This is a genomic window from Dactylosporangium aurantiacum (assembly GCF_000716715.1).
GTDB lineage: Bacteria > Actinomycetota > Actinomycetes > Mycobacteriales > Micromonosporaceae > Dactylosporangium > Dactylosporangium aurantiacum.
In genome coordinates this window covers 61,708-85,004 of the sequence record NZ_JNYJ01000061.1, presented here as the reverse complement: position 1 = coordinate 85,004, position 23,297 = coordinate 61,708, and the positions used below count along the sequence as shown (strand labels likewise).

At 76.4% G+C, this 23,297-nt stretch carries 17 protein-coding genes; 10 read left to right on the top strand and 7 right to left on the bottom strand.

Annotated features, from left to right (window positions below; genetic code table 11):
* The first annotated feature begins 39 nt into the window (after positions 1-39).
* The 4 genes from hrpB to OP18_RS44745 all read left to right on the top strand — a co-directional run bounded on the left by hrpB (position 40) and on the right by OP18_RS44745 (position 8,623).
* The gene (gene hrpB / locus OP18_RS51695) at positions 40-2,436 is read left to right on the top strand and encodes an ATP-dependent helicase HrpB (protein ID WP_389253869.1); all 2,397 of its coding nucleotides are present in this window, start codon (positions 40-42) and stop codon (positions 2,434-2,436) included.
* A gap of 86 nt (positions 2,437-2,522) precedes the next feature.
* The gene (locus OP18_RS44755; protein WP_033365527.1) at positions 2,523-3,815 is read left to right on the top strand and encodes a DUF1254 domain-containing protein; all 1,293 of its coding nucleotides are present in this window, start codon (positions 2,523-2,525) and stop codon (positions 3,813-3,815) included.
* Positions 3,816-3,828: 13 nt separating this feature from the next.
* On the top strand, positions 3,829-7,302 hold the full coding sequence (locus OP18_RS44750) for a pentapeptide repeat-containing protein (protein WP_052388282.1): 3,474 nt from the start codon (positions 3,829-3,831) through the stop codon (positions 7,300-7,302).
* Positions 7,303-7,378: 76 nt separating this feature from the next.
* The gene (locus tag OP18_RS44745; protein WP_033365525.1) at positions 7,379-8,623 is read left to right on the top strand and encodes a glycosyltransferase; all 1,245 of its coding nucleotides are present in this window, start codon (positions 7,379-7,381) and stop codon (positions 8,621-8,623) included.
* Here OP18_RS44745 and OP18_RS44740 read toward each other — a convergent pair.
* The 4 genes from OP18_RS44740 to OP18_RS44725 form a co-directional block, all read right to left on the bottom strand.
* Entirely contained in the window at positions 8,566-9,768 is a 1,203-nt protein-coding gene (locus OP18_RS44740) for an ABC transporter permease (protein ID WP_033365522.1), read from the bottom strand. The genes OP18_RS44745 and OP18_RS44740 overlap by 58 nt on opposite strands.
* Positions 9,765-10,472, bottom strand: coding sequence for an ABC transporter ATP-binding protein (locus OP18_RS44735; protein WP_052388281.1), 708 nt, complete (start codon positions 10,470-10,472; stop codon positions 9,765-9,767). Before OP18_RS44735 ends, OP18_RS44740 begins: the two co-directional genes overlap by 4 nt.
* Positions 10,469-11,503, bottom strand: a complete 1,035-nt coding sequence (locus OP18_RS44730) for an efflux RND transporter periplasmic adaptor subunit (RefSeq protein ID WP_245635752.1) — start codon at positions 11,501-11,503, stop codon at positions 10,469-10,471. The genes OP18_RS44735 and OP18_RS44730 overlap by 4 nt, the downstream gene beginning before the upstream one ends.
* Positions 11,504-11,627: 124 nt before the next feature.
* On the bottom strand, positions 11,628-12,233 hold the full coding sequence (locus OP18_RS44725; protein WP_156090225.1) for a hypothetical protein: 606 nt from the start codon (positions 12,231-12,233) through the stop codon (positions 11,628-11,630).
* A 128-nt stretch (positions 12,234-12,361) separates the two neighbouring features.
* On the opposite strand from OP18_RS44725, the gene OP18_RS44720 reads away from it, so the two are divergent.
* The 4 genes from OP18_RS44720 to OP18_RS44705 are packed head-to-tail and all read left to right on the top strand — an operon-like array spanning position 12,362 to position 15,713.
* Positions 12,362-13,018, top strand: coding sequence for a response regulator transcription factor (locus OP18_RS44720; protein ID WP_033365520.1), 657 nt, complete (start codon positions 12,362-12,364; stop codon positions 13,016-13,018).
* Positions 13,018-14,184 (top strand): sensor histidine kinase, encoded by a 1,167-nt coding sequence (locus OP18_RS44715; RefSeq protein ID WP_033365517.1) that lies wholly within the window; start codon positions 13,018-13,020, stop codon positions 14,182-14,184. The genes OP18_RS44720 and OP18_RS44715 overlap by 1 nt, the downstream gene beginning before the upstream one ends.
* Positions 14,185-14,214: 30 nt before the next feature.
* Positions 14,215-14,784 carry a riboflavin biosynthesis intermediates N-glycosidase gene (locus OP18_RS44710; protein WP_033365514.1) on the top strand — a complete coding sequence of 190 codons (570 nt, stop codon included), beginning with the start codon at positions 14,215-14,217 and terminating at the stop codon, positions 14,782-14,784.
* The gene (locus OP18_RS44705) at positions 14,781-15,713 is read left to right on the top strand and encodes a hypothetical protein (RefSeq protein WP_033365511.1); all 933 of its coding nucleotides are present in this window, start codon (positions 14,781-14,783) and stop codon (positions 15,711-15,713) included. The genes OP18_RS44710 and OP18_RS44705 overlap by 4 nt, the downstream gene beginning before the upstream one ends.
* A gap of 19 nt (positions 15,714-15,732) precedes the next feature.
* Here OP18_RS44705 and OP18_RS44700 read toward each other — a convergent pair whose 3' ends face one another.
* A complete protein-coding gene (locus OP18_RS44700) occupies positions 15,733-17,862 on the bottom strand; it encodes an MMPL family transporter (protein ID WP_052388297.1) in 2,130 nt (709 codons plus the stop codon).
* Between the two features lie 146 nt (positions 17,863-18,008).
* Here OP18_RS44700 and OP18_RS44695 point away from each other — a divergent pair, with 146 nt between their 5' ends.
* A complete protein-coding gene (locus OP18_RS44695) occupies positions 18,009-18,674 on the top strand; it encodes a hypothetical protein (protein WP_033365508.1) in 666 nt (221 codons plus the stop codon).
* Here OP18_RS44695 and OP18_RS44690 read toward each other — a convergent pair.
* The gene (locus OP18_RS44690; protein ID WP_211273869.1) at positions 18,623-22,072 is read right to left on the bottom strand and encodes an ATP-binding protein; all 3,450 of its coding nucleotides are present in this window, start codon (positions 22,070-22,072) and stop codon (positions 18,623-18,625) included. The genes OP18_RS44695 and OP18_RS44690 overlap by 52 nt on opposite strands.
* A gap of 105 nt (positions 22,073-22,177) precedes the next feature.
* On the opposite strand from OP18_RS44690, the gene OP18_RS44685 reads away from it, so the two are divergent.
* Positions 22,178-22,834: a hemerythrin domain-containing protein gene (locus OP18_RS44685; protein WP_033365506.1), complete on the top strand. Its 657-nt coding sequence runs from the start codon at positions 22,178-22,180 to the stop codon at positions 22,832-22,834.
* Here the strand turns inward: OP18_RS44685 and OP18_RS53995 are convergent.
* Positions 22,831-23,268, bottom strand: a complete 438-nt coding sequence (locus OP18_RS53995; protein ID WP_052388277.1) for a hypothetical protein — start codon at positions 23,266-23,268, stop codon at positions 22,831-22,833. The two genes, OP18_RS44685 and OP18_RS53995, sit on opposite strands and share 4 nt — an antisense overlap.
* Between the last annotated feature and the right edge of the window lie 29 nt (positions 23,269-23,297).

Genomic DNA, 23,297 nt, shown 5'->3' with positions numbered 1-23,297 from the left:
CGGCCACCGCGGGCGCCGCGGATGCGGTAGGACTTGGGCGTGCGGAATCTGCCGGTCGAACGGGTGCTCGGGGACGTGGTCGCGGCGCTCGGCGACCACGGCGGCGCGGTCCTGGTGGCGCCGCCCGGGACCGGCAAGACGACGCTGGTGCCCCTGGCGCTCGACGACGGGGCGGCCGGCGGCACCGTGGTCGTGGCGGAGCCCCGGCGGATCGCGGCGCGGGCGGCGGCCCGGCGGATGGCGCAGCTGCGGGGCGAGCGGGTCGGCGGCAGCGTCGGGTACAGCGTCCGCGGTGACCGCGCCGTCGGGCCCGGCACGCGGGTCGAGGTGGTCACCACCGGCCTCCTGGTGCAGCGGCTGCTCGCCGACCCGGCGCTGGACGGCGTCGGCACCGTCGTGATCGACGAGTGTCACGAGCGGCACCTCGACACGGACCTGACGCTCGGGTTCCTGGTGGAGAGCCGCCAGACGCTGCGGCCGGACCTGCGGCTGCTCGCGACGTCGGCGACCGCGGACGCGGACCGGTTCGCGCGGCTGCTCGACGCGCCGGTGGTGGTGGCGGAGGGCGCGCTGCACGACGTGGCCGTGCGGTGGTGTCCCCCGCCGCGTCCGGTACGGCCACCGCACGGGCTGCACGTCGACCCGGCGTTCCTCGACCACGTGGCGGCGGTCGTGCGCCGGGCGTGGCGGGAGGCGGAGGGTGACCTGCTGGTGTTCCTGCCGGGCGCGGGCGAGATCGCGTCGGTGCGCCGGCGGCTGGACGACCTGCCGGTGGACGTGCTGCACGGGCGGCTGCCGGCGAAGGAGCAGGACACGGCGCTGCACGGCGGCGGCCGGCGGCGGGTGGTGCTGGCCACCGCCGTCGCGGAGAGCAGCCTGACCGTGCCGGGGGTGCGGGTCGTGGTCGACGCCGGGCTGGCCCGGGTGCCGCGGACCGACCACGCCCGCGGCCTGGGGTCCCTCGCCACGGTGCGGGCGGCGAAGGCGGCCACCGTCCAGCGCGCCGGGCGGGCCGGGCGGGAGGCGCCCGGCGTCGTGTACCGGTGCTGGTCCGAGGCCGACGACGCGCGCCTGCCGGCCCAGCCGGAGCCGGAGGTCGCGGTCGCCGAGCTGACCGGGTTCGCCCTGGCGCTCGCCTGCTGGGGGCATCCGGGCGGGGCGGGGCTGGCGCTGCCGGACCCGCCGCCGGACGCGGCGATGCGGGTCGCGCAGGCGACGCTGCGGGCGCTCGGCGCGGTGGACGGCGACGGCCGGGCGACGCCGCGCGGGCACCGCATGTCCCGGGTCGGTGCGCACCCGCGGCTGGCCCGGGCGCTGCTGGACGGCGCGCCGAAGGTGGGCGCGCGCAGGGCCGCCGAGGTGGTCGCGATCCTCGCCGACGACTCCCTCGCCCGGGGCGACGACCTGGCCGCTGCCTGGCGGCACCTGCGCGACACCGGCGACGCCCGCTGGCGCGCCGAGACCGAGCGGCTGCGCCGGGACCTGCCGGACGCCCCGGTGCGCCTCCCCGACGACCTGGTCGCGGGCCTCGTCACCGGGCTGGCGTACCCGGAGCGGCTGGCCCGGCTGCGCGGCGGCGGGTACCTGATGGCCGGCGGGACGGAGGCCGCCCTGGCGCCGGGCTCACCGCTGACCGGGCACCCGTGGCTGGCGGTCGCGGCGGCGGACCGGCAGCCGGGCAGCGCCGCCGCACGGGTCCGGCTCGCCGCGGCGATCGACGAGGACACCGCCCTGGAGGCGGGCGCCGCCCTGCTGTCCACAGTGGATGAGATCACCGCGCAGGGCGCGCAGCGCCTCGACCAGCTCGGCGCGATCACATTGCGGCGGCGGGAGCTGCCGGACCCGCCGCGCGAGCTGGTCGAACGGGCGCTGCGCGACGCCCTCGCCCGGCAGGGGCCGCGCTGGTCGGCGGAGGCGACCCGGCTGCGGCAGCGCATGGCCTTCTGCCATCTGGTGCTCGGCCCGCCGTGGCCGGACGTGAGCGACGCCAGTGTGGTCGCGCACACCGACTTGAGCGGCGTCACCAAGCTGTCCACCGTGGATGCCGAACGGACGCTGCGGACGTTGCGGGCGATGCTGCCGTGGCCGGCCGCGCAGCGCCTCGACGAGCTGGCACCGGAGCGGCTGCGGGTGCCGAGCGGCTCCCTGGCCCGGGTCGACTACGACGACCCGGAGGCGCCGGTGCTGGCGGTGAAGGTCCAGGAGGCGTTCGGCTGGCTGGAGACACCCCGGATCGGCGACGGCCGGGTGGCGGTGCTGCTGCACCTGCTGTCCCCCGCGGGCCGGCCCGTCGCCGTCACGCGGGACCTGGCGTCGTTCTGGCGCACCGGGTACCCGCAGGTCCGCGCCGAGCTGCGGGGGCGGTACCCGCGGCACCCGTGGCCGGACGACCCCCTCGCGGCCGCGCCGACCCGCAGGACGAACCCGCGCCGCTGAAGCCACCCGGCGCCTCACCCACCCGGGCCGCCCCCGGCGCGCAGGCTGGAGTCCAGGAGGAGGCGATCCAAACCCGGGAGGGACGCATGGACCTGAGGGCGATGGACCTGACCACGCTGGCCGCGGAGGCGTTCCAGTACGGCTACCCGCTGCTGACCAGTCTCGCCGCCGTGGAGCGCGACCATGGCGCGTTCAACACGTTCACGCATCAGCGGCACTTCGACGACCAGCGCAACGCCAACCCGGACCTGCTGTACTCGACCGCCCGGCTCGACCTGTCCGGCGGGCCGCTGTGGCTCGGCGTCCCCGACACCGGCGACCGCTACCACGTGCTGCAGTTCGTCGACGCGTGGACGGACAACTTCGCCTACGTGGGCCGGCGCTCCACCGGCACCGGCGAGCGCGAGTTCCTGCTCGTGCCGCCCGGCTGGGCCGGCCGGGAGGCGCCGGGCGCCCAGGTCATCAGGATCCCGACGATGGTGACGACGCTCATCGGGCGGTTCGCGTGCCGGGGCGCGGACGACGCGGCCGAGGTCCACGCCCTGCAGGACGCCCTGCGCATCGATCCGCTGTACCCGCAGGTCCCGCTGGACGGGCTGCCGCACCCGCAGCCGGGTGTGCCGGAGGACCTGCTGTTCTTCGAGACGCTGCGGCGGTCCCTCGCGGCGTTCCCGCCGTCGCCGGCGGAGCGGCGCTACCAGCGCAGGTTCGCCTCGATCGGGCTGCTGGAGCCGGGCCCGTCGCCGTACACGGGCGCGCCGCGGGAGCTGCGCGAGACACTGCGCGACGGGCTCGCCGCCGGCCGGGAGCAGCTGGAGGAGGCGGCCACCACCCGGCACGCCGGGCTCGTCAACGGCTGGACGAACGACCTGCACCTGTTCGACTTCAACCTCGACTACTTCGAGGTCGGCACCCTCGACACGCCGGAGTGGACGATGCCGGACCGCGACGAGGCGCACCTGATGCGGGCCGTCGCCGCGCGCACCGGCCTGTGGGGCAACCACGCCTACGAGGCGGTCGCGCCGACCGTGCACAAGGACCGCGACGGCGAACGGCTCACCGGGGCGCACCGCTACGAGGTCCACTTCGACGAGCCGCCCCCGGCGGAGGCCGGCTGGTCCCTGACCGTCTACGACGTGCCCGGCTCCCGGCCCGTGCCGAACCAGCTCGACCGGCGCGCGATCGGCGCCGCCACGCCCGGGCTGCGGCGGGACCCGGACGGCTCGCTGACCATCCGCATCCAGCACGAGCGGCCCGACGACGACACGAACTGGCTGCCCGCGCCGGAGGGCGGGTTCCGTCCCGTGCTGCGGATGTACCAGCCGGGCCCACCCGTCCTGCGGGGCGAGTTCCGGCCGCCCCCGATCGTGAAGGTCTAGCAAGATGTAGGGCATGGACGGTGACCACCTGCCCTACCGCGCCCGGCGCCGGCTGCACGCCGCCCGGGCCCAGGCCGGGGCGGTGGACGGCACCCTGCCGGCGACGCTCGCCCGGCTCCGCGAGGGCGACCGCCACGACCGCGAGGTGGCGCTGTTCATGGCGGTCGTCGGGCGGGACGAGGCCGGGATCCTCGCCGCGTGCAACGCGGCCGACCCGCCGGTCGCGCTGCGGGCGAGGCTCGCCTGGGTGGCCGCGGCGGGCACCGCCCCGGAGCCGGTGACGCGGCTCGTCGCCGACGCGCCCGCCGACACCAGGGCCCGGCTGTACCGGCGGATCCGGGCCCGCCGACGCACCGACTTCGCCGAGGCGCTCATCGACCCGGTCCGCGCCCGCTTCGGCGACGCCGAGGCGGCCGCGCTGCTGCCGGCCTGCGGCGAGGCCACCGTCACCCGGCTGCTGCCGCAGCTGACCCACGTGCTCGGCGACCGGGCCGCGCTGACCCGGCGCCACCCGCGGGCCTGCCTCGAGCAGGCGGCGCGGGAGCTGGCGGCGCTGCCGGTCGCCGCCCTCGACCCCTGGTGGGCGCGGCACGGCGCCGGTGTCCTGCAGGCCGCCGGGCCGCTGCCGCACGACGTGCTGGACCTGCTGGAGCGGTATGCGCCGGCCGGGTCGCTCCCGGCGCCGCTGCGCGCGTACGGGGTGCTCGTCGCCGCCGACCCGCTGCGCGTGCTGGAGCTGCTGACGGCGCCGTCCCGGGCGGGCTGGCTGCGGGCGGCGACGCTGCCCGCGGCGGTGCTGACCCGGCTGGGCCGGCTGCCGGTGGCCGGGCTGACCGGCCTCGCCCGCCGGCTGCGCGGCGACGGCGCCGCGCTCGCCCGGCTGCTGCGCGCGGTGCCGCCCCGCGACCGGGAGGAGCTGTTCACCCGCGCGATGTCCGATGTGGACCGTACTCGCTCCACAGTGGACGACTCGGTCCTCGCGGTGCTGCCGGCCGGCGCGCGGGTCGCGGAGGCGCGCCGGGCGCTGCGCCTGGAGGCGGTCCGCCAGAGCGAGGCACGCACGCTCTGGTACACCGCGCACCTGCCGTGGGCCGAGGCCGAGGAGGCGCTGCTGGCCGCGACCCGCCAGGCCGGCGCCGCCGACCGGGCCGCCGGGTGGCAGGCGCTGATCCGGTGCGCGGCGCGCGCCAACGACCCGGCGGCCGTGCTCGCCGCGACGCACCACCTGCTGCGGGTCCGCGACGAGCAGGACGCGGTGCGCGGCGCCGCGATCCGGTGCCTGAGCGGGGTGCGTCCGGCGCTGCTGCGCCCGGAGCTGGTCGAGCCGCTCGAGCAGATCGTCACCGACGCCGTGCGGGCGAGGGACAGCTCACCGGCCACCCTCGGCCGGCTCACCGAGCTCGCCGTGCTGGTGCTGCGTGAGCGCTTCGACTCGCCGGTGCTGGTCCGCTGGGCCCTGCACACGTTCCAGCGGTTGCTCGGCGACGACCGGGTGCCGCGCCTGGGCCGGCTCGACCGGCGGCTGCGGCGCGGCCAGGAGGCGCAGGCGTTCGAGGCGGTCCGCGGCTGGGTGCAGCTCGGCGCGGAGCGCGGCCGGTACGAGCCGCTGTTCGCGGTCACCGAGGCCCTCGGCAACCGGGCCCGGCGGCTGCCGGAGCTGCAGTCGATGCTGGAGCGCGCCATCCGCCGCGGCAACGTCGCCGACGTCGCCGGCACCGCCGTCGCGTGGTGGCTCGACGACCCCCGCCGCCGCGCCGAACGGGTCGAGGCGGTCCTGCGCGAGGACCCGTCGGCGATCGCGCTGCCGGTCGTGTGGCGGGCCGTCTGCGCCCACCGCGACGACCTGCTCGGCGCCGCGCTGGCCGGGCCGCCGCCGGCCGGGCGGTTCCTGCCCGCCGGGGTGCGCTGGGTGCCGCCCCGCGCGCGGTACCCGCACCGCTGGCTCCCCCGCCACCAGCAGGCGTACGTCGACCGGCTCGCCGAGGTCGTCCGGGACCGGGGCGCCACCCCGCAGGCCCGCGCGGCGGCGCTGCGCGACGCGGCGCCGGTCCCCGACAGCGGCCGGCGGCTGGTGCTGCAGTGCTACGGCGGCGGCGACGCCGTCCTCGCCGAGGCCGCCCTGGCCGCGCTGCCGTGGACCGACCGCCCTTCCGACGCGCTGACGGTGCTGCTGTCGCACCTGCGCGACGACCGGACTCGGGTCGCCGTCGCCGGCCTGGCCCGGGCCAGCCGCTTCCTGCCGCCGGCGGCGCTGCTGGCCGCGCTGGACCCGGGGCAGGGCAAGGTGACCGCCCGCAAGGCGGCGGTCCGGCTGCTCGTCGCCCGCTCGGTGCCCGGCGCCGCCGACGCGCTGTGGCGGGCGTGGCAGGACCCGCGGGCGCACCGCGACGTGCGGGTCGCGATCGTCGCCGCGGCCCGGCAGCGCGCCGGCGAGCCCGGCATGTGGCGGATCCTGCGGGCGGCCGGCGCGTCCGGCGACCGCGACGCGGTCCTGGCCCTGCTGTCCGCCGGCCCGTGGCCCGTGCCGGCGACCCTGCGCGCCGACTACGCCGCGCTCGTCGCCGCCGCGATCGGCGCCGCGGACCGGCGGGTGGCGCAGCGGGCGTGGGCGGCGCTGCCGCGCTGGGCCCCGTGGCTGGCGGACGTGTCCGGCGCGGTGACGGCGCGGCTGGCCGACCTCGGCGACCGGGCCGTCTGGCCGTCGGTGGTGCGGGCCCTGGTCGGCCTGGTCGCCGCCGACGCCGGCGAGGCGGCCCTCGTCGCGGCCGTCCGCACCCTGGCCGACCTGGACACGGCCGACCTGGACACGGCGGGCCTGGACACCACGGTCCTCGACGCGGCGGACCTCCTGGGCACAGCGGACCTGGGCACAGCGGACCTGGGCACAGCGGACCTGGGCACAGCGGACCTGGGCACAGCGGACCTGGGCACAGCGGACCTGGACAAGGGCCTCGACACGGACCTCGACACGGACCTCGACACGGCCGGTCGGGGTGCCGCGGTGGACCGGGCCGCGCGGCGGCGGCTGGAGGCCCTCGTCGACGGGCTCACCGCGTGGGCGGCGCGCGTCTCCCCCGGCGCGCCCGGCCGCCGGGCGCTCGGCGCCGCCGGCCGGGCGCTGTCCACCGTGGACGGGTTCGCGCCGGCCGCGGCGACCCTGCTGCTGGAGGCGGCCGACCTCACCGACCCCGGCGGCCTGGACGAGGTGCGGGCCCTGGTCGCCGACCGGCCGGTGCTCGCGGCCCGGCTCGCCGAGCGGCTCGGGCGGCGCCTGGACGGCGACGTCGAGCCGGAGCGGACCCGGCCGATCGCCGTCGCGCTCGCCGCCGGGCCGGGCCACGCCGACGGGATGTTCGCGCTCGCGTACACGACGACGGGCGGGCGGCTCGGCTGGCCGGCACCCTGGCGGAACGTCGTGGCCGCCCTGCGCCGGCACCCGGACCCGGACGTGCGCGACGCGGCCCTGGCGGTGCGGCTGGATCAGTGAACATCGGCTTTCCAGATGGCGTACACCTCGCGCGGGCCATCCCCGAACCCGCCGGGCGTGCCGCACCATGTGCGGCGTGAGAGTTGCGCACTTCTGCGACAGCCACGCCGGACGCTCCGACGGCGTCGCGATCTCGGTCGCGGCGACCGTGCACCTGCTGCGCGGCGCCGGCCACGACGTGCAGCTCTACCAGCCCGGGCCGCTGCTGCGCGGCAGCGGCGAACCCTGCGGCGTGCGGTCGGTCCCGGTGCCGCTGCGCAACGTGCGGATCGGGCTGCCCCGGTTCCCCGGCATGCGGCGGGTGCCGGAGGTCGTGCACATCCACACGCCGGGACCGGTCGGCATCGGCGGGCTGCGGTACGCGCGCGCCCACGACATCCCGGTCGTCATGACCTGGCACACGGACCTGCTCGCGTACTCGGCGCACTTCATGGAGATCCAGTTCGGCGCCGCCCACGCCGCGCGGCGCCTGGCGCTCGGCTGGACCGTCCGCGACTACCTGCGGCTGGCCCGCCCCGGCACCGAGCGGCGGGCCCAGCTGGTGCGCCTCGGCCAGGAGTTCCTGGACCGCACCGCGATCCTCATCGCACCCTCGGAGAAGACCGCGGCGAGCTTCGCCGAGTTCGCCCGGGTCCCTCCCGTGTGGACGGTGCCGACGCCGGTGACGCTGCCGGACAGCCCGCTGGGCCGCGACGAGCTGCGCCGCTCGCTGCGGCTGCCGTCCGGCGCGCCGGTCGTCCTCGCCGTCGGGCGGGCCACGAAGGAGAAGGACCCGGCGCTGCTGCTCGACGCGTTCGCGCGGGTACTGCGCCGGCTGCCGGACGCGCGGCTGGTGATGCTCGGGGTGCTGCAGCAGCGGCAGGCGGTCCTGCGGCTGGCCCGGCGGGCCGGGGTCGCGCACGCGCTGCGGCTGGTCCGGCCGGTGCCGCACGCGATCATGGCCGGCTACTACCGGATGGCCGACGTGCTCGCGTTCGCGTCGACGACCGACACGCAGGGCCTGGTGCTGGCCGAGGCGGAGGCGCAGGGCCTGCCCGTGGTGCTCGCCGACGCGGCGCTCGCCGGCCCGCACCGGCTGAGCGCCGCACCCGACGCCGACACGTTCGGCGCCGCGATCACCCGCGTCCTGACGGACCCGTCGCTGCACCGCAGGGTGGCCGAGGCCGGCCGGGCCGCCGCCGAGGCGTACTCGACCGGGCGGCACCTCGACCACCTGCTGCGGGCGTACCGGGCAGCCCAGGCCGCCCAGCAAGCTCACCCGGCTCAGGGTGTGGCGAGCGCCTCCGTCGGGGCGAGCCTCGCCGCCCGCACCGCCGGGTAGAGCCCCGCGACCGCGCCGATCACGAGGGTCGCGACGACCCCGCCCGCGGTCGCCCAGGGCGGCACGATCGCCGGCCAGTCGCGGGTCAGCGAGTACAGCGACGTCACCAGGACCCCGAGGAACACCCCGCCGACCCCGCCGAGCGCCGACAGCAGCAGCGACTCGGCGAGGAACTGCAGCAGGACCTGCCCGCGGGTGGCGCCGAGCGCCCGCCGCAGGCCGATCTCGGCGCGCCGCTCCAGGACCGAGATGACCATCGTGTTGGCCACCCCGACCCCGCCGACGAGCAGCGCGACGGCGCCGAGGCCGAGCAGCAGCCCGGTGAAGGTCCGGTCGGTGGCCTGCCGGGCGGCGAGCGCGTCGGACGGCCGGGACACCTTGACCTCGTTCGGGTTCTGCGGGTTCGCGGTCGCGGCCAGGACCGACCGGACCGCCTCGACCTGCTCGTCGCGGGACCTGGTGTACACGGTCGTCGGGTGCCCGTCGAAGCCGAGGTACGTCTGCGCCGCCGCCCAGCCGACGAGCGCGGTCGCGTCGAGCTCCGGCGCCAGCGGCACCGGCCGCAGCACGCCCACGACCGTGAACCACCGGCGGTCCAGGTACACCTGGATGCCCTCACCGGCGGTGTCGATGCCGAGCCGCCGGGCGGCCGCCGCGCCCAGCACCACCGCCGGGTAGCGGGCCGTCGCGTCGTTGAGCCAGATGCCGTCGGCGAGCGACGCGCCCACGGTCCGCGGCAGGTCCAGGTGCGCGGCCTGCACGCTGATCGCCCCGGTCTGCGCCACCGGGATGTGGTCGCTGCGGTACACGTGCGCGCCGGACACCTTGCCGGTCGCGGCGACCTCGGTCACCGGGCCGATCCGCGAGATCATCGACACCGACTCGTCGGGCAGGGTCGCGTCGCCGCCGAACAGGTCGCTGCCGGGGGCGACCGTCAGCAGGTTCGTGCCGAGCGCGGCGAGCTGCCGGTCCAGCTCCGCCCGGCTGGAGGAGGAGATGCCGACGACCGCGGTCATCGCGGCGATGCCGATCGCGATGCCGAGCGCGGACAGGAACACCCGCATCGGCCGGGTCCGCAGACCGGCGCTGCCGACCCGCAGCACGTCACTGAGGTACAGCCGCACCGGCTGCAGCGGCGCCGTCATGCCACGACCTCGCCGTCGCGCATGACGACCTGGCGGGGCAGGGCCGCCGCGATCGCCTGGTCGTGGGTGATGACCAGGATCGTGGTGCCGGCCGCGTGCAGCTCGCGCAGCAGCTCGACCACGCCGGCGCCCGACACCGAGTCGAGGTTGCCGGTCGGCTCGTCGGCCAGCAGCAGCGCCGGCTCGCCGACGACCGCGCGGGCGATCGCGACCCGCTGCCGCTCCCCGCCGGACAGCTCGTGCGGCAGGTGGTCCAGCCGGTCGGCGAGCCCCACGCGGACCAGGGCCGCCTCCGCCCGGGCGCGGCGCTGCGCCCGCGACGGCCCCGCGTAGAGCAGGCCGTCGGCCACGTTGTCCAGGGCGCTCTGCCCCGGCGCGAGGTGGAACTGCTGGAAGACGAACCCGATCCGGCGCGCCCGCAACGCCGACAGCTGCCGGTCGGTGAGCGCGGCGACGTCGTGCCCGTCGATGCGCACGGTGCCCGCCGACGGCCGGTCGAGCGTGCCGATCAGATGCAGCATGGTCGACTTGCCGGAGCCGGACGGCCCGACGATCGCGACCATCTCCCCCGAGTCGATCGTGAGCGACACGTCCCGGACCGCGGTGACCCCGCCCGGGTACGACTTGCTGACCCCTTCGAGCGCGACCACCCGCGCCGCCGGCCCGTCCGCCGGCTCGATGACGGCCGCCTGCACCGCTGTCATGACGGCACCCCGACCAGCGCGCCCTCGGTGATGCCGCCGCCGCTGACCTCGACCCGGCCGGCGGCGAACATGCCGAGCTCGACGGCGACGATCCGGCTGGTGCCGCCGTCGACGATCTGCAGCCCGTACCCGCCCTCGGCCAGCGCGAGCAGCGCCGACACCGGCACGGTGAGCACCTGCTCCTTGCGCCCGGCGGTGAACCCGACCTCGACCGTCATCTGGTCGAGCCCCGCGAACGCGGCACCGTCGTCGGGGGTGACGGTCACCTCCAGGTCCGTCCCGGCCGGCTCGTTGCCCTGCGCCGGGGTGATGACCGTCTCCACCTTGACGATCTTGCCGGGCACGCTCTTGCCGGTGGGCAGCTTGACGGTCACCGCGGCGCCGACGACGGCGAGGCGCTGGTCGGCGACCTCGAGGGTGACCGTGACGACCGGGCCGGTGCCGGTGCAGGTGAGCAGCGCCCCGTTCGCCGGGTCGCCGACCGCCGCCTTGTGCTCGTCGACCCGGACCGGGCCGGCCGCGTACACGACCCGGCCGAGCTCGACGACCCCCGTCTTCGTGAGGCCGAGCTTGCCCTGCCACGCCTTGACCGCGGTCGCCGTGGACGCGGTGTACTCGTCGTCGACGGTGAACCCCTTGTACCCGAGCGCGGCGAGGTTCTCCTCCAGCTGCCGCACGTCGTCGCCCTCGGTGCCCGGCGCGAGGTTGCGGTACGCGGGCAGGCCGCCGTACAGCAGGACGACCGGCGTGTTGTCGACGCGGTACAGCGCCTGTCCACGCTGGACGGTCGCGCCCACCGCGGGCAGCTCGGTGACCGTGCCCGGCACGCGCCCCGACACGGTGACGGAGTCGCCGTGGCCGAGCTTGCCGTCCTCCGTCTGCGTGTCGACCAGGGTCTGCCGGGTCACCTTCGTGGTCTTCGGCGGTGTGGCCGCCGACCCGGTGCTCGCGTCGCTGCCCCGGTCGGGCAGCCCGAGCCCGGCCGCGGCGGCGGCCCCGACGGCCGCGACCACCGCCACCGTCACCGCCACCCGCCCGGCCCTTCCCCGTCTCCGCCGACTCGCGCTCATGCCGTCACCTCCGCTGCGCTCCGGCGCCGGCCTGAGCTCCACCCTGAGCTGCCGATTCGCAGCCCTCCGCTGCGCTGCGGGCCGCTCATGCGCCACCGCCGGTCTCGGTCTTCTGGTTCGTCGCGGGGCCCTCGTCGTCGGAGCCGGGCCGCTTCGGCTGGAAGTCCTTGCAGGCCGCCTCGGCCTTCTTGAACGCCTCGCTGCGCGGGTCGAGGCCGCCGCCCTTGCTGCCGTCGATGCGGATGCCGCCGTCCTCGCCCGGGTCGGGGAAGTCCGGCACGCCGTTCTCCCGCATGCACTGCGAGAACTTGCGCATCCGCTCCTGCATCTCCGGGTCGGCCTTCAACGGCTGGCCGCCGTTGGGCAGGAACTGCTTGCACTGCTCGTTGGCCGCGTCGACCTTGGCCTTGTCGGCGCCCTCCGGCAGCGTCATGGCGATCCCGCCGCCGTCGAACTGCGGGTCCGGCATGTCGATGCCGTGCTCCCGCATGCACGCGGCGTACTTCAGGAAGTTCTCCTGGTCCTTGACCGGGTCCGGGCGGCCGCCCCCGGTGGCGGCGCTCGCGCTCGCGGTCGGCGTGCCGCCGGCGCTGGCCACCCCGTCACCGCCGCCGGACCGGGCGCACCCGGTGGCGGCGGCACCGAGGACGAGCAGCAGGCCGAGCACGAAGGCTGTCCTGACGCGCATCATGGTGTGTTCCTCCTGGCGGGCCGGGCACTCGCCGGCCACTGCGCCGCAGTCAAGCCCGCGCCGCGTCACCCGGCCGTAACCGGAAACGTTGACGCCGCGGTGACATCACCACGCGTCACCATGGGGGTATGCGGATACTGGTGGTCGAGGACGAGCCGCTGCTCGCCGAGACGGTGGCGCAGGGCCTGCGCCGCGACGCGCACGCGGTCGACGTCGTCCACGACGGCGGCGCCGCCCTGGAGCGCCTCGACGTCAACGACTATGACGTGGTCGTGCTGGACCGCGACCTGCCGGTCGTGCACGGCGACGACGTGTGCCGGTCCCTGGCGGTCCGCGAGTCGACGGCGCGGGTGCTGATGCTGACCGCCGCCGCCGACATCGACGACCGGGTCGCGGGCCTCGCCCTCGGCGCCGACGACTACCTGCCGAAGCCGTTCGCGTTCCGGGAGCTGTCGGCGCGCGTCGCGGCGCTCGGCCGGCGGGCCCGGGCGGCGGCGCCGCCGGTCCTGGAGCGCGCCGGGATCCGGCTCGACCCGCACCGCCGCGAGGTGTACCGCGACGGCAGGTACGTGCCGCTGTCCCGCAAGGAGTTCGCGGTCCTCACCGAGCTGCTGCTCGCCGACGGCGCCGCGGTCTCCGCCGAGCAGCTGCTGGAGAAGGCCTGGGACGAGCACGCCGACCCGTTCACCCACACGGTGCGCATGACGATCCTGAAGCTGCGGCGCAAGCTCGGCGACCCGCAGGTCGTGCTGACCGAGCCCGGCGTCGGGTACCGGGTGTCGTGATGAACCGGCTGACCATCCGGGCCCGCCTCACCCTCGTCCACGGCGGGCTGTTCCTGCTCGCCGGGCTGGTGCTGCTCGCCGTCACCTACGCCCTGGTGTACCAGCGGCTCAGCACCCACACGCTCGTCGCCGGCATCTCCGCCGACCTGCCCCCGGGCCTGGAGGTGCCGCCGCCGGACGGCGCGATGTACGTGAAGCAGATCAAGGACAACGTGACCAACGAGACCGGGCGGGTCCTGCTCACCCAGGGCGGGATCGCGCTGGGCGTCATCGCGCTCGCCGCGACCGCGTTCGGCTGGCTGATCGCCGGGCGGCTGCTCCAGCCGCTGCACCAGGTCACCGCGACCGCCCGGCGCATCGCCGACGCCCCCGACCGCGGGCTGCACGAGCGGATCGCCCTGCAGGGCCCGCAGGACGAGGTGAAGCAGCTCGCCGACACGTTCGACGTCATGCTGGCCCGGCTCGACCAGGCGTTCGACGGGCAGCGCCGGTTCATCGCCAACGCCTCCCACGAGCTGCGCACCCCGCTGACGCTCAACCGGACCCTGCTCGAGGTCGCGATCGACCCCGACAACGCCTCGCCGGAGCTGCGCCAGCTGGGCCGGACCCTGCTCGCCGTCAATGCCCGCCACGAGCAGCTCATCGACGGGCTGCTGCTGCTGGCCCGCTCGGAGCGGGCGGTGACGGACCGGTCGTTCGTGGACCTCGCCGACATCGTCGAGCACGTCACCGCGCAGCTGCCGCCGGGGAAGGCGACCGTGGACTGCTCGCCGCAGGAGGCGCCGACGACCGGCAACGCGGTGCTGCTGGAGCGGCTCGTGCACAACCTGGTCGAGAACGGGGTCCGGCACAACCTGCCCGACGGCGGCTGGGTCCACGTCACCTCCGGCACCCGCCCCGACGGCACCGTCGCGGTCACCGTCAGCAACACCGGGCCGGTCGTGCCGCGGTACGAGGTGCCCCGGCTCTTCGAGCCGTTCCGGCGGTTCGGGCCCGAACGGGTCAGCGCCGGGGTGCCGGGCGCGGGGCTCGGCCTGTCGATCGTGCGGGCCGTCGCCCGCGCCCACGGCGGGAGCGTGCACGCGGAGCCCCGCGACGGAGGTGGCCTGGTCGTCACGGTGATCCTGCCCACGGCGCCGCCGGACGGCGCCGGGTTCCCGACATAACGACTTGCCGCGGTCCGGCAGACTCGGATCATGCCAGTACCGTCCGATCCCCCCGCCGACACCGCCGAGCTCATCGCCCTGATGGCCACCGGCGCCAGGGTCCGCTTCCTGCACTTCTGGAAGCACGACACCGATCCCGCCGCGCCGCCCGGGCGGGGCAGCCTGAGCCAGTGGGCGCCGATCGGGTTCACCGTCGACGGCGTGCGGTACGACACGGCCGAGCACTGGATGATGTGGTCCAAGGCGATGCTGTTCGGCGACACGGCGACCGCCGCCCGGATCCTGCGGGCCCGGCACCCCGGCGACGTGAAGCAGCTGGGCCGGCAGGTGCGCGGCTTCGACGAGACCGTGTGGAAGCGGGAGCGGTTCGGCATCGTCGTGGCCGGCAGCGAGGCGAAGTTCGGCCAGCGTGACGACCTGCGCGACTTCCTCGTCGGCACCGGCGACCGGATCCTGGTCGAGGCGAGCCCGCTCGACCGCATCTGGGGCATCGGGCTGAGCGCCCAGGACGCCTCCGCCGACGAGCCGGCCCTGTGGCGCGGCCTGAACCTGCTCGGTTTCGCGCTCATGCGGGCCCGGGCGAACCTGGCCGGGTCATGACGTCGCCGAAGCAGCAGTCGCTCAGGAAGCAGCCGCCGGAGCAGCGGCCACGGCAGCGGCACGGGCAGGAGCCGGAGCCGCTGCCGGACTGGCTGGCGTGGCCGGTCCGGGTCGTCGCGGTCGTCGTGGTCGTGCCGTTCAAGCTGCTGTGGGAGCTGCTGGTCGCGATCCGCCGGTACGTCCTGGAGCCGATCCCGCGGCTGCTCCACCGGTACGTCCTGCGCCCGATCGGCGTCGCGATCGACTACGTCCTGCTGCGCCCGCTCGCCTGGCTGTGGCGTCACCTGATCTGGCTGCCGCTGGTCTGGGTGCTGCGCAACCTGGTCGCGGCGCCCCTCGCGTGGCTCGTCGAGCACGTGGTCGCGCCCGCGCTGCAGGCGCTGTGGGACGCGACCGTGTGGCTGGCCAGACGCACCCGGCTGTTCTGGGTGTACCTCGGCAAGGGCCTCTTCTACGCCGGGTGGGCGCTGGTGCAGGCGGTCCGCTGGACGGTCGTCGCGCTGTACCGCTACCTGCTGCGCCCCATCGGCATCGCCGTCGCGTGGCTGGTCAGGACCGGCTACCGCTACGGCGTCCGCCCGCTCGGCCTGGCCGTCGCGTGGCTCGCCGTCGCCGTCTGGCGCTACGTGCTGCGGCCGGTCGGCATCGCGGTCGCCTTCGTCGTCGGCGTCATCGGCTACTACGGCATCCGGCCGGCCGGGCTGCTGCTGGCCTGGATCTGGCGGCACGTCCTGGTGCCGGTCGGCCGGGCGGTCGCCTGGGCGTGGAACCACTCGGTGGTGCTGCTGTGGCGGTACCTCGTCGTCGCTCCGCTGCGGTGGACCTGGCAGGCGGTCGTCACGCCGACCGGCCGCTGGATCCGCGACGCGGTGCTGCGGCCGGTCGGGCAGACCGTCGGCCGCGTCCTGGCCACCCTCGGCCTGCGCTGAGGGTGGCCCGGGACGCGCGTCAGCCGACGGGTTCGAGCTTCCGCTCCGGCTCGGCCTCGACCTTGACGTGCGGCAGGAGCCGGTCGAGCCAGCCCGGCAGCCACCAGTTGGCCCGGCCGAGCAGCGACATCGTCGCCGGGACGAGGACCAGCCGGACCAGGGTCGCGTCGATGAGGACGGCCGCGGCCATGCCCACGCCGGTCATCTTGACCGTCACGTCCGGGTCGAGGGCGAAGCCGACGAACACCGCCACCATGATGGCCGCCGCGCCGCTGATGACCCGGCCGGTCGCGGACAGGCCCCGCACCACGCTGCCCTGCGCGTCGCCGGTGGCCAGCCAGTCCTCGCGGACCCGGGACAGCAGGAACACCTCGTAGTCCATCGACAGCCCGAACAGCACCGTGAACAGCAGGATCGGCACCCAGCTGGACACCGGCACCGCGTGCGGCAGGCCGACCGCCCGCGCGCCGGCGTCGGTCTGGAAGACGGCGGTCATCACGCCGTACGCGGCGGCCACCGACAGCAGGTTCATCACGGCCGCCTTGACCGCCACGACGGGCGCCCGGAACAGCACGGTCAGCAGCAGCAGCGACAGCGCGACGACGAACGCGACGACGACCCACAGCCGGTCGGCGAGCCGGTCGGAGATGTCGGCGAAGACGGCGACGAGCCCGGTGACGAGCGCGCCGTCGGGCAGCACGTCGGCGCGCAGGTGGTCCAGCAGGGCGGTGGTCCGCTCGTCCTGCGGGCCGGTCGCCGGCTCGACGATGATGACGGCGGCGTCGGCGGTACGCGCGGCCGGCGCCACCAGCGCGACCCCGGGCTGCGCCCGCAACGCGGCGACGAGCCCGTCGACGTCGGGCACCTTGGCGGTGTCGACGGCGATGACGAGCGGCCCGTTCGCGCCGGGCCCGAACTCGGTGGACGTGAGGTCGTACGCGAGCCGCGTGGTGTTCGACGTCGGTTGGCTGCCGGCGTCCTGCGGCCACGTGCGCATGCCGAGGACCGGCGCCGACAGCGCGGCGAGGACCAGCAGCGAGCCCAGGGCCGCCACCACCGGCCGCCGCCCGACGACCGTCGCCCACCGCGCCGTCCACCCCGCCGGCGCGCCCTCGGCGCCGGCGGCGGGTGCGGCACCGGTGGTGGTGCCGGCGGCGGCCCTGCGGGCCTTCCGCGGCAGGACGCGGCGCCCGGCGAGACCGCACAAGGCCGGCACCAGCGTGACCGAGGCGACCATCACCGCGCCGACCGCGGCGAACGTCGCGTACCCGAACGACGAGTACACCGGCAGCGTCGACAGCTTGAGGCCGAACAGCGACACGAGCACCGTCAGCCCGGCCACGATCACCGACGACCCCGCGGTCGCGTTCGCCGCGGCCGCCGCCTCGCGCGGGGTGAGACCCGCCCGGAGCCCTTCGACGTGCCGGGCGACGAGCAGCAGCGCGTAGTCGATGCCGACGCCGAGCCCGACCATGGTCGCGATCGTCGGCGCGGTGCCGCTGATGTCGGTGACCTTCTCCAGCAGCGCGATGACGGCGGTCGCGACGCCGAGCCCGGCGATCGCCACGATGAGCGGCAGCCCGGCGGCGACGACCGACCCGAGCGCCAGCACCAGGATCAGCAGCGCCACGACGATGCCGACGGCCTCGGCGGTGCCCGACGGCGCGGAGATGTTCTCGGCGACCTGGCCGCCGAACTCGACCTGCAGCCCCTCGCGGACCAGCGGCTCGGCCGCGCCCCGCAGCGCGTCCATGCCCTCGGTGCCCCGGAAGTCGGTGACCGGGATCGTGTACCGCACCGCGACCAGCGCCGTGTCCCCGTCGGCCGACATGCGCGGCGGCGACACGTCACCGGCGCCCGGCATCGCGGCGAGCCGCCCCCGCAGCCCTTCCAGCGTCGCCGGGTCGACCGGTCCTTTGCCGTGCACCACGACCCGCGCGTCGGCGCCGGACAGCTGCGGCAGGCGCGCCCGCAGGAACTCGGTGCCCGCCTGCGACTCGGTGCCGGGGACGTTGTAGTCGTCGTGCGGCGTACCGCCGAACGCGGACGACGACACGGTGAACGCGACCAGCACGATCAGCCAGGCGCAGATCGTGCGCCAGGGGTGGGCGGCGGCCGCTTCTCCGAGCCGGCCGAGCAAGCGGGACATGTGCGCCTCCAGGTCAGATGTGTGCAGCCACACCATCGCCGGCGCCACTTTCAGTTCACTTGGAAGCGACTAGGACCCGGAAGTTGACGGCGACCGACGACTTTCGGCGCTGGGCCCGGCCCGCCCGGGCGGCTGCACTGGACGGCATGGGAGCGTTCATCCGCAAGATGGCGCCGGTGGCCGGACTGCTCGTGCTGGCGCCGTTCGTCGGGGAGTTTCTGCTGCGGATCGTGTTCCGGGAGCTGTACGAGAGCGAGGGCTTCCTGGCGACCCCGGCCCAGCTGACGGGCGCGGCGGTGGTGGCGGCGCTGCTGGCCGCGGCGGCGTTCCTGACCCGCCGCCGCACCGCTGGGGCCGGCCGCACCGGCGACGGCGGCGCTGGTGACGACGCTGCGGTCGACGGGGACGCCGGTGAGGGCGGCGGGTGGGTGCCGCGGCCGTGGCTGGCCGGTGTCTGCGGGTTCGTGCTGTCGGGGGTGTTCGTGGCGCGGCCGGAGAGCTGGGCCGGCGTGTGGACGGGCGCGGCGCTGCTGTGCCTCGCCGCTGTCGTGGTCCCGGTGTTCGCCCGCCGGCCGCGCTGGACCCAGGGGCACCACCTCGCGTTCGCCGGTGGGGTGCTGCTCACGTACGCGTGGCTCGGCTTCGTGCTGACCTGGCTGCTGGAGCCCGGCGACCCGGTGCGCTGGTGGGGCAACGCCCTGTTCGCGGCGGTGGCGGTGGCGCTGCTGGCCGGCTGCCGGCGGGTCACCCGCGCCGATCGTCAGCGCGCGCCGAGCGCGTCGAGCCCCCGCTCGGCGTCGGCCACCCAGTGACCCGCGTCCCACGCGGCGGCCACGGTTCGGGCAAGCGCGAAGTGCTCCACCGCCCGTTCCCGGTCGCCCAGCAGCTCGTACAGGCGGGCGATGACGTACGCGACCGGCCGCATCGCCAGGGCCGTGCTGCTCATCCCGGCGATCTGGTCGCGGACCGGCAGCATGCCCTCGATGACTGCCGGTGCCAGGTCGGCCCGGCCGACGGCGACGGCGGCGAGCCCGCGGACCGCCATGAACGCCGACTCGAAGTAGTCGGGGCGGTGCCGGTACGCGCCGATCGGGACCGCCCGCGCCTCGTCGAGCCGGCCGGCCGCGGCGAGGCTCAGGGCCAGCGCGTCGTCGGCGATCGGGCCGAGCGCCGCCTGTGCCGCCCGGGTCTGCGCCAGGTGCTCGCCGAACCGGTCCCGGCTGATGAGCAGGCTCGAGGTGGCGATGAAGTGGAACCCGTCGGCGTGCAGGGAACCCTGCCGGCGCATGACGGCGTACGCCTCGTCGTACAGTCGCCGCGCCTCGGCGTAGTCGCCCGCGATGTGCGCCAGGGCGGCCCTGCCGCTGAGGTTGATCGCCTCGGGCTCCGGCAGCTGGTACGCGGTGGCGAGCACCCCCTGCCGGGCGGTGCGGGCCCGGACCTCGACCGCGTCGTTGCGCACCGCGGCACAGTTGGTGAGCGCCTGCTCGGCGACCCACTCGTAGGCCACCATGCCGTGCGCCCGCGCCAGGTCCCGCAGCTGCGCGGCGACGGCGGCGCGCTCCCCGGCCTCCAGGTCGAAGCGCATCGTCCGGGCCCGGGCGACCAGGCCGAGCGCCTGCACCGCCGGGTCCGGCACGGACGGGGCCAGCGCGTACGCCTCCAGCCCGGCGGCCACGCCGCGCGGGTCGTGCTCACCGTCGAGCTCGTTGGTGAGCGCGTCGAGCAGCCGCACCCTGGTCTCCGGGTCCAGATCCGGTTTGCGCAGCAGCCGCCCGAGCAGGTCGACGACCCGGTGGTCGATCACCCCGTACGTGCGGATCTGCCACGGCGTCGGCACGTTCCACGCGGTGAACGCCGCGATCAGCAGCTCCTCCCGGCCGGCGGCGACGGCGACGTCCAGGGCCCGGTCGCGGGTCTGCCGCGCCTGCGCCACCGCGCCCGCCTTCGCCTGCGCCCGCAGCAGCCGGCCGAGCAGGTCGACGCGCAGCTGGTCCCGGTCGCCGGGGACCGTGTCGGCCGCCCGCACCGCACCGGTGAGCAGCTCGACCGCGGCGTCGTACGCGTACCGGCGCTCCGCCAGCTCGGCGGCCCGCACCGCGTAGTCGACGGCGAGCACCGCCGTGTCCGACGACGCGGCCCGCGCGTAGTGGTGGGCGAGGGCCGGGTAGTCGTCCGGCCGCAGGCGGCGCGTGCAGGCGGCGACCCGGGCGTGCATCCGGGTCCGGCGCAGCTGCGACAGGTCCGTGTACATCGTGTCGCGGACCAGCCCGTGCACGAACCGGACCCGCCCGGGCGCCGGCTCCGTCAGCAACCCCGCGATCAGCCCCGCCTCCAGCGCGTCGAGGACGGCCCCCTCGTCGGCGTCGGCGGCCTCCACGAGCGTCTCGACGTCGGCCTCCCGGCCCACCACCGCGGCGAGGCGCAGCACCGCCACGGCCGGCTGCGGCAGCCGCGACAGGCGCCGGCGCAGCACGTCGCGTACCCCTTCCGGCACCTCCGACGTCGCGACCAGCGCCCCTTCCGAGGCCAGCAGCCGCGCCGACTCCCGCACGTAGAACGGGTTGCCACCGGTACGTTCGGCGAGCGCCGCCACCGTGCCGGCGTCGACGTCGGCGAAGGCCCCGACGAGCCGCTGGACCTCGTCGGGGCCGAGGCCGTCGAGGTGGACCCGGACCGGTGACCGCCGGGCGAGCACCGCCATCGTCTCGGCGAGCCGCTCCGGGTTGTCGGCCGGCCGCAACGCCGCCACCAGCAGCACCGGCGCGTCCGTGAGCTCCGCGGCGCTGGCGAGCAGCAGCAGGGTCTCCGCGTCGGCGGCGTGCAGGTCGTCCAGGACGATGGCCACGGGTCGCGCGGCGGCGGCCCTGGCCAGCCAGGCCCGCACCGCCCGGTGCAGCCGGAACCGCCCCGCGGCCACGTCGGTGTCGTCGCCGGACGCCGCCGATCGGGCGTCCTCGAGCAGCGGGGCGAGGGCCGGACCGAGATCGCCGGGCGGTGCCACGTCCGCGAGCTGGCGCAGCGCCTCCACCCACGCCCACGCCGGCGGCGCCCCGTCGACCTCGGGGCACCGGCCCACGGCCACGAGCCAGCCACCGTCGAGCAGGTCCTGCCGGAAACGGCCGAGCACGCTGGTCTTGCCGACCCCGGCCTCCCCGCTGAGCAGCGCGATCCTGGGACCGGCCGCGACGGCCTCCGCCGCGGCTCCCGCGAGTGCCGCCAGCTCCTGCTGCCGCCCCACGAACACCTCGCCGTGGTCGGCCGGCCTCGCGACGCCGGCACCGCCCTGCGCTCGCACACCGTCGCCGGCCGCCGGCACGCCTTCCACGGCCGCCGGCCCCGGGCTGTCGGTCGCCCGCACGCCTTCCACGGCCGCCGGCCCCGGGCTGTCGGTTGCCCGCACGCCTTCCGCGGCCGCCGGCCCTGGGCTGTCGGGCGTCCGGAGACCGTCGAGGAGCTCGACCCGCTGGCCGAGGATCGCCGCCTCCAGCTCGACCAGCGCCGCCCCCGGGTCCAGGCCCAGCTCGTCGGCGAGGATGCCGCGGGCCCGGCGCAGCGCCGCGAGGGCGTCGGCCTGGCGGCCGGTGCTCCACAGGGACAGGGCGAGCAGCCGCCACGCCTCCTCCCGCAGCGGGGCGTGCCGGGTCAGCACCTCGGCCTCCGCGACCGCCTCGGCGGCCCCGCCGGTGCGCAGCGTGACGTCCAGCAGCAGCTCACGAGCGGCGAGGCGGAGCTCTTCGAGGCGGGCCGCCGCCGGCTGCGCCCAGGACTCCTCGGCGAACTCGGCGTACGCGCCGCCCTGCCACAGCTCCAGGGCGGCACGCAGCTGCAGGCGGGCCCGGCCCGGCTCGGTGGCGGCCGCGGCGCGGGCGGCGGTGAGCAGCGACTCGAACCGCCACGCGTCGACGGCGTCGGGCGGGACCCGCAGCGCGTAGCCGGGCGGGGCGCTGATCAGCGTGCGGGCCGGCGCGCGGCGCTCGCGGTCGGGTTCCAGGACGCGGCGGAGGTTCGACACGTACGCCTGCAGCGACGCGATCGCCCGCGGGGGCGCCTCACCGCGCCACAGGTCGTCGATCATCCGGTCGACGGAGACCACCGCGCCGCCGGCGGACACCAGCAGCGCGAGCACGGCCTTCTGGCGGTGGCCGCCGAGGTCGGCCGCACCGCCGGCGACGTCGGCCGAGAACGGCCCGAGCACCCGGATCAGCATGACGCGGGCCATCGTAGCCGCCCACTAGCGGTCTCCAAGACCACTACAAGACAGTCCCCGCACCGTGATGGGACAACCGACCGAGCCGATCGAGGAGAGACCGACATGACCACCACCGTCGAGCGTCCGTGGGTCCAGGAGATGGTCGTCGTGCACCGCGTGTTCCGCCGCGAGTCACGGCTGATGCCGGGCCTGGTCCGGGGGGTGCGCCCCGGCGACGTCGACCGCGCCCGGTTCCTGGCGGGCATGTTCCGCGAGTACGACGCCGGCCTGCACTCCCACCACACGTCCGAGGACGCCCTGCTGTGGCCGAAGCTCCTCGCCCGGGTCGACCTGGACGCGGAGCTGGTGCTGCGGATGGAGCAGCAGCACGAGGTCGTCGCGCGGGGGCTGCGGGCGGTGGCGGAGCTGCTCGGGCCGTGGGAGGCGGACGCGTCGGCGGCGGCCCGGGACGCGCTCGCCGAGGCGATGGACCGGCACCGGCAGGACCTGCTCGTCCACCTCGACGAGGAGGAGCGCTCGGTGCTGCCGCTGATCGCGGAGCACATCACCGTCGCGGAGTGGAACGCGCTCGGCGAGGCCGCCCGCTCGCACACCCCGAAGGACAAGCTGCTGTTCATGCTCGGGGCGCTGCTGGAGGAGGCGACCCCGGACGAGACGGCGCGGTTCCTGTCGCTGCTGCCGGTGCCGGCCCGGCTGCTGTGGCACACGGTCGGCCGTCGCCAGTACGCCAAGCAGATGCGCAAGGTCCGCGGGCGCTAGTTGGACGTGTAGCCGGGGATCTCCTGCGTGCCGTCGGCGGTCTCGACCCGGTCGGTCTCGCCGTCGAAGTCGTCGTCGTGGTAGATCAGGTCGATCCGGCCGTCGTGGTCCTGGTCGTAGGCGACGCGGTCGATCAGGCCGTCGGCGTTGGTGTCCCACATCGCGATGTCGGTGACGCCGTCGTGGTTCTCGTCGGCGAGCAGGACATCGGTGGTGCCGTCGCCGTCGCTGTCGTAGCCGACCGTCTCCAGCTCGTCGGTGGACGGGGGTGCGCCGTCCCCCGCGTCCGTGGTCTCGGCGGCCGGGCTCAGACCGGCCGCCACGCCGTGGCCCTCGTCGTGGCCGAACAGGGTGTGCGGGTCCGCGTAGTCGTCCGGGTTCAACTCGCCGGTGTCGAAGTCGAACCCGTCGGACCGCAGGCCGAAGTCACTCATGCCTGTCACCTTTCCAGCAGCCCCGAACC

Bases quoted from the DNA above. Each gene is read 5' to 3' on its own strand.
- OP18_RS44755 (WP_033365527.1), top strand. From the start codon at position 2,523: ATGGACCTGAGGGCGATGGACCTGACCACGCTGGCCGCGGAGGCGTTC.
- OP18_RS44750 (WP_052388282.1), top strand. From the start codon at position 3,829: ATGGACGGTGACCACCTGCCCTACCGCGCCCGGCGCCGGCTGCACGCC.
- OP18_RS44740 (WP_033365522.1), bottom strand. From the start codon at position 9,768: ATGACGGCGCCGCTGCAGCCGGTGCGGCTGTACCTCAGTGACGTGCTG.
- OP18_RS44735 (WP_052388281.1), bottom strand. From the start codon at position 10,472: ATGACAGCGGTGCAGGCGGCCGTCATCGAGCCGGCGGACGGGCCGGCG.
- OP18_RS44725 (WP_156090225.1), bottom strand. From the start codon at position 12,233: ATGATGCGCGTCAGGACAGCCTTCGTGCTCGGCCTGCTGCTCGTCCTC.
- OP18_RS44720 (WP_033365520.1), top strand. From the start codon at position 12,362: ATGCGGATACTGGTGGTCGAGGACGAGCCGCTGCTCGCCGAGACGGTG.
- OP18_RS44715 (WP_033365517.1), top strand. From the start codon at position 13,018: ATGAACCGGCTGACCATCCGGGCCCGCCTCACCCTCGTCCACGGCGGG.
- OP18_RS44710 (WP_033365514.1), top strand. From the start codon at position 14,215: ATGCCAGTACCGTCCGATCCCCCCGCCGACACCGCCGAGCTCATCGCC.
- OP18_RS44705 (WP_033365511.1), top strand. From the start codon at position 14,781: ATGACGTCGCCGAAGCAGCAGTCGCTCAGGAAGCAGCCGCCGGAGCAG.
- OP18_RS44700 (WP_052388297.1), bottom strand. From the start codon at position 17,862: ATGTCCCGCTTGCTCGGCCGGCTCGGAGAAGCGGCCGCCGCCCACCCC.
- OP18_RS44695 (WP_033365508.1), top strand. From the start codon at position 18,009: ATGGGAGCGTTCATCCGCAAGATGGCGCCGGTGGCCGGACTGCTCGTG.
- OP18_RS44690 (WP_211273869.1), bottom strand. From the start codon at position 22,072: ATGCTGATCCGGGTGCTCGGGCCGTTCTCGGCCGACGTCGCCGGCGGT.
- OP18_RS44685 (WP_033365506.1), top strand. From the start codon at position 22,178: ATGACCACCACCGTCGAGCGTCCGTGGGTCCAGGAGATGGTCGTCGTG.
- OP18_RS53995 (WP_052388277.1), bottom strand. From the start codon at position 23,268: ATGAGTGACTTCGGCCTGCGGTCCGACGGGTTCGACTTCGACACCGGC.